General features: G+C 72.7%; 9 protein-coding genes. 4 read left to right on the forward strand and 5 right to left on the reverse strand.

From position 1 onward, the window contains the following. Nucleotides 1-7 precede the first annotated feature (7 nt). Complete coding sequence (locus ABGB16_RS27990; protein WP_347671090.1) at nt 8-1093, reverse strand: hypothetical protein; 1086 nt, start codon at nt 1091-1093, stop codon at nt 8-10. Here ABGB16_RS27990 and ABGB16_RS27995 point away from each other — a divergent pair. Continuing rightward, nucleotides 986-1483: an SLC13 family permease gene (locus ABGB16_RS27995; RefSeq protein ID WP_347671082.1), complete on the forward strand. Its 498-nt coding sequence runs from the start codon at nt 986-988 to the stop codon at nt 1481-1483. The genes ABGB16_RS27990 and ABGB16_RS27995 overlap by 108 nt on opposite strands. A 76-nt stretch (nt 1484-1559) precedes the next feature. Here the strand turns inward: ABGB16_RS27995 and ABGB16_RS28000 are convergent, their stop codons facing one another. Continuing rightward, nucleotides 1560-2642, reverse strand: coding sequence for an FtsX-like permease family protein (locus ABGB16_RS28000; protein WP_347671083.1), 1083 nt, complete (start codon nt 2640-2642; stop codon nt 1560-1562). Next, entirely contained in the window at nt 2639-2962 is a 324-nt protein-coding gene (locus ABGB16_RS28005) for a hypothetical protein (RefSeq protein WP_347671084.1), read from the reverse strand. Before ABGB16_RS28005 ends, ABGB16_RS28000 begins: the two co-directional genes overlap by 4 nt. A gap of 198 nt (nt 2963-3160) precedes the next feature. On the opposite strand from ABGB16_RS28005, the gene ABGB16_RS28010 reads away from it, so the two are divergent. Next, nucleotides 3161-3379, forward strand: coding sequence for a hypothetical protein (locus tag ABGB16_RS28010; protein WP_347671085.1), 219 nt, complete (start codon nt 3161-3163; stop codon nt 3377-3379). A gap of 181 nt (nt 3380-3560) precedes the next feature. Next, nucleotides 3561-4946: a DEAD/DEAH box helicase gene (locus ABGB16_RS28015; RefSeq protein ID WP_347671086.1), complete on the forward strand. Its 1386-nt coding sequence runs from the start codon at nt 3561-3563 to the stop codon at nt 4944-4946. Nucleotides 4947-4949: 3 nt separating this feature from the next. Here ABGB16_RS28015 and ABGB16_RS28020 read toward each other — a convergent pair whose 3' ends face one another. Together ABGB16_RS28020 and ABGB16_RS28025 are read right to left on the reverse strand one after the other, a co-directional pair. After that, on the reverse strand, nt 4950-5624 hold the full coding sequence (locus tag ABGB16_RS28020; protein ID WP_347671087.1) for a 50S ribosomal protein L11 methyltransferase: 675 nt from the start codon (nt 5622-5624) through the stop codon (nt 4950-4952). A 39-nt stretch (nt 5625-5663) separates the two neighbouring features. Further along, the gene (locus ABGB16_RS28025; protein WP_347671088.1) at nt 5664-5867 is read right to left on the reverse strand and encodes a cold-shock protein; all 204 of its coding nucleotides are present in this window, start codon (nt 5865-5867) and stop codon (nt 5664-5666) included. A 197-nt stretch (nt 5868-6064) separates the two neighbouring features. On the opposite strand from ABGB16_RS28025, the gene ABGB16_RS28030 reads away from it, so the two are divergent. Then, the gene (locus ABGB16_RS28030; RefSeq protein ID WP_347671089.1) at nt 6065-6283 is read left to right on the forward strand and encodes a hypothetical protein; all 219 of its coding nucleotides are present in this window, start codon (nt 6065-6067) and stop codon (nt 6281-6283) included. Nucleotides 6284-6483 lie beyond the last annotated feature (200 nt).

A 6483-nucleotide genomic window follows, 5' to 3' on the forward strand; every position in this document is an offset into this window, starting at 1 on the left:
TCGGTTCTCACGGGGCCGTCCGACAGATCCGGGCCGATGAGAACGCTGGTCCGGGTGGCGCTTTGGACCGCCAGACCGGGTTGGCGTTGACCGTCAGGAGGGGTGCCTGCCAGGCTGCCCCGAGCCGCTGCAGCAGGCCGTACTCGCTACGGACGCGGCTGACGTCCGCTCCGGCGAGGAAGTCGATCACCTCGTCGTGCACCATCGGCCGGCCGAGCAGCTCGACGTGGAGGGACAGCACCTCGACCACGGGGATCTTGGTGAACGGACCTGGTGTGGACTCGGCCGCGGTGACGATCGGCAGGAAGGCGACCACCCGCACGCCTGGAATCGGGCACAGGGTCTGGAAGCGGTAGAACGGCGCGTCCTCCAGGAACGAGCGGATGAACGGCTCGTCCGGGTGGTCGTCGGTTGTCGAGCCGACGCTCGCGAGTGCGTACATGACGCGTAGCAGCCAGCCGGTGGCCACGCCGAAGCCGGAGTCGGCGTTCGGTGGCGGGTAGTACGCGCGGCCGGTGCGGACCAGCGGGCTGAGCATCACCAGCGCCGTCACCGGTGGTTTCGGCGGGTTCCGTAGGTAGGTACGGGCCACCATCGCCCCCTCGCTCTCCCCGACCAGGGCGATCGGCCGGCCGGTGCGCCGGTGCACCGCCTCGACCTGCACGGCGAGCAGCTGCGCGCTGGACGCCAGCGACCGGTGGGTGGCGGTCGACCGGTACGGCAGCGGACGGCCACCCGAGTCCAGGCCGTTGTACGAGTACCGCTCCACGTTCGGATCCGCGGCGGGCCGGCCGTCGTACGCGGAATTGTGGCCGGCGAGCAGGATCACCGCGTAGGGCACCCGCTGGGGTAGCGGCTGGTTGAAGATCGGCGGCGAGAAGGTGCTCCGCGCGCCGTCGCGCTGGGTGAGCGCCTGCCCCACCAGCGGGATGGCCAGCACCAGCACCACGACGATCGGCACCACCGGCACCCGTCGCAACCGCACGTGGGAGGGCAGCACCGCCGCCCGCACGGACCGGTTCCACAGCAGGCCGTTGACCATCCCGACGGCCACGGCGACGCCCGGCGTCCACTCCTCGGGAGCACTCCACACCAGGCCACCGGCGGCGGTGATGACGCCACCGACGGCCGGCTGCTACCCGCGTCCATGGTGCTGCTGTGGGGATCCGCTGCACTGTCCGCGATCGTCGACAACATCCCGTACGTGGCGACCATGAGCCCGGTCGTCGCCGACCTGGCCCACGCCCAGGGCGGCGCCGAGCAGTCCCGGGTGCTGTGGTGGGCCCTCGCGCTCGGCGCCGACCTCGGCGGCAACGCCACCGCCGTCGGCGCCTCCGCCAACGTCGTCGTGCTCGGCCTGGCCGAACGCGCGGGACAGCGGATCACCTTCTGGCAGTTCACCCGCTACGGCATCCTGGTCACCCTGGTCACCGTCGGGCTGGCCGTGCCGTACCTGTGGCTGCGCTACTTCGTGTCGGCCTGATCCCCGCGACTGCGTCCTGCCCGGCGGATCCGCTCGTCGTGGTGCCGCGGGCGGGCTGTCGGCCGTTGGCGGCCGGTCAGGTCGGTGTGGATTGGAGGGCGTCCGCGACCGGGCGGCGGGTGGCGGCCAGGGCGGGGATGGCGGTGAGTGCGGCGGCGGCGAGCAGGACCGTGAGTGCCAGGGCAAACATCCAGGACACGGGTGCGTACTGCTGGTCGCCGGTACTGGCAACCAGATACAGCCCGATGCCGGCCGGGACCCCGAGGGCGACGCCGGGTATCGCGGGAAGAAGCTGCGCCACCGCCATGCCCGCGGTCACCTGTGCGGGGGTGGCGCCGAGTGTACGGGCGACGGCCAGGGGGTGGCGGGCGTCGAGCACCGCGGCCCAGGTGCTCACGACGGCGTTGATGAGCGCGAGGACACACAGCACCACGACGACGAGGAACATGGCCTCGAGGGTTCGGGTGCTCTGGGGATTGACCAGTTTCGTCTCGCCGAGCTTGACCCGCGGGTCCTGCGCCAGGCCCATGAGCAGGGCGGCGAGCCCGGCCGTGGTGATCAGGGCGTTCACCATGACGAGGCGGGCGCGGCGGGGGCGGCGGGCGTTGACGCGTACCCCGATCAGCAGGGCGGTGGACATCCGGCGGGACAGCCAGACGCGCCACCCGCGGCGACGCGGAGGCGTGGCGGCGTCGGCCAGCGCGTGGACGGTGTCGGTGGTGGCGGCGCGTAGCACGGGTGCCAGCGTCGCCGCCGCGGCGATCGCGAGGGCGAGGACGGTGGCGGCGAGCACGGTGCGTAGCGCGGGCGGGTGGGTGCCGGTGGAGCCGAGGAGCCCGGCGCCGGGGTTGGTCAGCGCGGGTGCGGCGAGCCAGCCGCCGGCCAGGCCGGTGCCGGCGGCGGCGAGCCCGACGACGAGGTATTCGGCGAGGTGGACGGCGGCGATCATGGCCGGTCCGGCGCCGACGGCCTTGAGTAGTCCCACCCGGCGGCGTTGGTCGACGACGCGGCCGGCGACGATGTTGGCGACGCTGGCCACCGCGAGGGCGGTGAGCAGCCAACTGCCGACCAGCAGGGCCAGGCGCGCCTTTTTGACGAGCCTGCCGTTCGCGTCGGCGATCCCCGTCCAGCTGGTGTATTCGATCCCGCCGGTTCTCATGTGGGTGAACGAGGTGCTGGCCCGCGGGTCCGCGTATCTCTCAGGCTCAGGGTGTACGACAGCGGCCGCGCGCCGGCCAGCACGCCGAGTTGGCTACGGTCGGCCCAGACCAGGCCAGCGCGTTCAGTCAGGGGGCTGCCCGCATCGGCGCGCCAGTCGGCGCGCGGGTAGACGGCCCGGGCGGCGGTGACCGCGGTCCCGGCCACCCGCAGCGGGTGGCCGGTGATGTCGACGCTGTCGCCGACGTGCACGTCGAGGGCGTTGGCGAAGGTGGGCTCGATGACCACGCCGCCGGGGCGTACCCAGGTGCCGGCGGTCACCGCGGGTCGGTCGAGCGCCGCCGGGGAGTTGTCCCGGCCCTGGACGGCGCCGTCCCAGGACGTGGAGGAGGCCCGCCTGCCGTCCGGCTCGGTCCGACGCGCGCCCCTGGATGGGTCGACCGGCGGGCGGCCGGCCGGTCAGAGGTTACCAAGATCGTCAACGTTCCAAACTCGGATCTGGTGCTATACGGTCGGGGGGTGAAAACCGAGCGTCACTGGTGGAACGGCAACCGCACCGTGCGAGGGCGTCGCGACGTGTACATCCGCACCGACGGCGAGTCCTGGGAGGTCGAGGCCCGAGCCGGCGGCGACGCCGGCCGGTCGAAGATCCACCAGTGCCCGGGCCGGCAGTCGGCGGAGATCCTGGCCCGGGCATGGATGGACGGACAGAGCCGGTGGCAGGTCGTGGCGCCCTGAGCGGCCGGCGCCGATGCTCGTTCACCGCCTGCCAGCTGGCAGCGGGACCCGGCAGCGGGTTCGAGTAGACTGAACAGCACGGCCCGCCCAGCATGGCGGCCGGGTTCGATGTCCCACGCCACGCGCCGCAGTCGAAACGGTCAGCGCCGGGCGGGACGTCCCTTCGACGTTCGGAGCCTTCATGGCGGCACGCCGCCCACGCCAGACCACCTCGCCCGACTCCCTCACCTTCGCCGACCTCGGCGTGCCCGACGCGCTGAACCGCGTGCTGGCCGCGGCCGGGGTGGATCGGCCGTTCCCGATCCAGGCCGCGACACTGCCAGACGCGCTCGCCGGGCGGGACGTGCTCGGCCGGGGCCGCACCGGTTCGGGTAAGACCTACGCCTTCGTCCTGGCGGTGCTGACCCGCCTGGCCGCCACCGCCACGCCACGGCGGGCCGGGCGCCCCCGGGCGCTGATCCTCGCCCCCACTCGTGAACTGGCTACCCAGATCGACAGCGTGATGGCGCCGCTGGCGCAGGCGCTGTCGCTGCGCACGATGACGATCTTCGGTGGCGTCGCGGCCCGACCCCAGATCGCCGGGCTGCGCGCCGGGGTCGACGTCCTGGTGGCCTGCCCGGGTCGGCTCGCCGACCACGTCGAGGCCGGCAACGCGCACCTGGACGCCGTCGAGATCACCGTGCTCGACGAGGCCGACCACATGGCCGACCTCGGCTTCCTGCCCACCGTACGGCGGCTGCTGGAGCAGACCCCGCGCGGCGGGCAGCGTCTGCTGTTCTCCGCCACCCTGGACGCCGGCGTCGATGTCCTGGTGCGGCGGTTCCTCACCGATCCGGTCGTACACAGCGTCGACTCGACGCTGTCGCCGGTCGCCGCGATGGCGCACCACGTCCTGCACGTCCACGCCGACGATCGGTTCGCCGTGCTGGTCGAGCTGACCGCCGCGCCGGGCCGCACCGTGGTGTTCACCCGTACCAAGCGGGGCGCGAGAACCCTCGCCCGCCGGCTGGTCGCGGCCGGGGTGACCGCCGTCGAGCTGCATGGCAACCTGGCCCAGGCCGCGCGCACCAGGAACCTGCAGGCGTTCTCCGCCGGGGAGGTGCACACGCTGGTCGCCACCGACATCGCCGCCCGGGGTATCCACGTCGACGACGTGGCCCTTGTCGTGCACGCCGACCCGCCGGTGGAGCACAAGGCGTACCTGCACCGCTCGGGCCGCACCGCCCGGGCCGGCGCGGCCGGGACCGTCGTCACGCTGATGACCGACGGGCAGGTGCCCGAGGTGCGGGAGCTGACGCGCAAGGCGGGCATCACGGCGACCACGACCCGGCTGCGCCCGGGTGACGCGCTGCTGCGTGAACTCGCCCCGGGGGAACGGACGCTGGTCCCACAGCCCGCACCGCAGTCCGCCGGCCCGCGACACGAGGCGCAGCCCGCCCACGACGGCCGGAGCCGACGCGGCGGCAAGCCGACGGCGAGCGCCTCGACACGATCCGCACCGGCGCGATCCGGTGTGGCGGCCTTCTCCTCCCGGGCCCGGCCGGGCGCTCGCCGCGGTGGGCGCTGACCCCTACCCGACGGGGCCGAGCACCGAGACCTGGGTGAGTTCGGCGTCCTCGGCGGCGCCCAGGCCGCGTACCTGGTAGCTGGTCAGTACCGTCAGCCATCGGTGGGGCAGGTGGCCGCGGCCGGGATCACCGACGAGGACACGCGCGCCGCGGTCGGCAGCGCGGTGTAGGAACCCCAGCATCCGCGCGGCCATCTCGGGGTCGTAGAAGGCGTCGCCGACGAGGATCACGTCGGCGGGGCCGCCGTCGCCGTCGAGCAGATCGTCCTCGTGCACCGCCAGCGTGACCGCGTTGGCCGTGGCGTTCATCGCGACGGCCGCCAGCGCGTACGGGTCGATGTCGTTGGCGGTCACCTCGACGGCGCCCGCCTTGGCTGCGGCGATGGCGACCAGCCCGGAGCCGGACGCCACGTCGATCACCCGCCGGCCGGCCACCACCTGCGGATGGTCCAGGACGTACCGGGCGAGGGCCTGGCCGCCGGCCCAGGCGTTCGCCCAGAACGGCGTGACCCCCGGCCCGACCCGCGCCTCCAACCTGGCCCGCAGCACGATCGCGTCATCCGCCAGGTACAGGCGGATCTCCGGCACAAACGGAAGACGCGCGAGGTGCAGTCCGTCGAACTCGTCGGCGCGGAACGCAACGAAGGGCGTGAGCAGGGCGCCGGTCGGCCTAGGCAAGACATGCTCCGTTCATGGACGGCACGCGCCGGCGGTGGTTCAGAGGGCGCGGATGTTCGCGGCCTGCGGGCCCTTGGCCCCCTGCGTGATGTCGAACTCGACCCGCTGGTTCTCATCGAGGCTGCGGAAGCCGTTCGAGGCGATCGCCGAGAAATGGGCGAACACGTCCGCCCCGCCGCCGTCCGGGGTGATGAACCCGAAGCCCTTGTCCGCGTTGAACCACTTCACAGTGCCGACAGCCATGTCTTCTCCTTGGAGGCTGGATTCGGGACCCACACCGTGCGGACCCCGACGTCGCGGTGTTGATCGCCCACATCCGGAGATGACCGGAAACCACCAGCGCCGAGGGTCAGCTACCCATCACACGCTGACAAATATTCGGAAAGCAACTGCAACGGGACCCACCGTACCACCCTCGGACAGGGCGCAAGCCGGATCACGTGGGTTACCTCCCCCTTCCTGAGGAAGCCCGTCTCGTCGGTGACCAGGACAGCGTCGAGGCGGCTGAGCTGCTCGACCAGCAGGTTCTTGCGCGCCACCTCGGACAGCAGCCCTTCCACGAACTGCGCCGCCGTCGCACGCCGCTCCGCCCGAACGCACCTGCCAGCGACACGCGTCACCGCCTCGTCGAGATGACCCGCCAGCGGATCGAGGGATAATCCGAAAATGACCGTGCCCGTACGCGCGGCAGCATCCCGGCGGAGCCGGGATAGGGGTTGCTGGTGTGGTTATGCGGCGGGTTGGAGGGTGACCTGGTAGCCGAGGGCGTTCAGGCCGCGGATGTGGTTGCGGATGGCGCGTTGGGTGCCCGCGCGGTTGTCGTAGTGTCCAGGGCCGAGGTCGTTGAACGTGGCTTGGT

Origin of the sequence: Micromonospora sp. B11E3, from assembly GCF_039871625.1 — a bacterium.
Taxonomy (GTDB): Bacteria; Actinomycetota; Actinomycetes; order Mycobacteriales; family Micromonosporaceae; genus Micromonospora.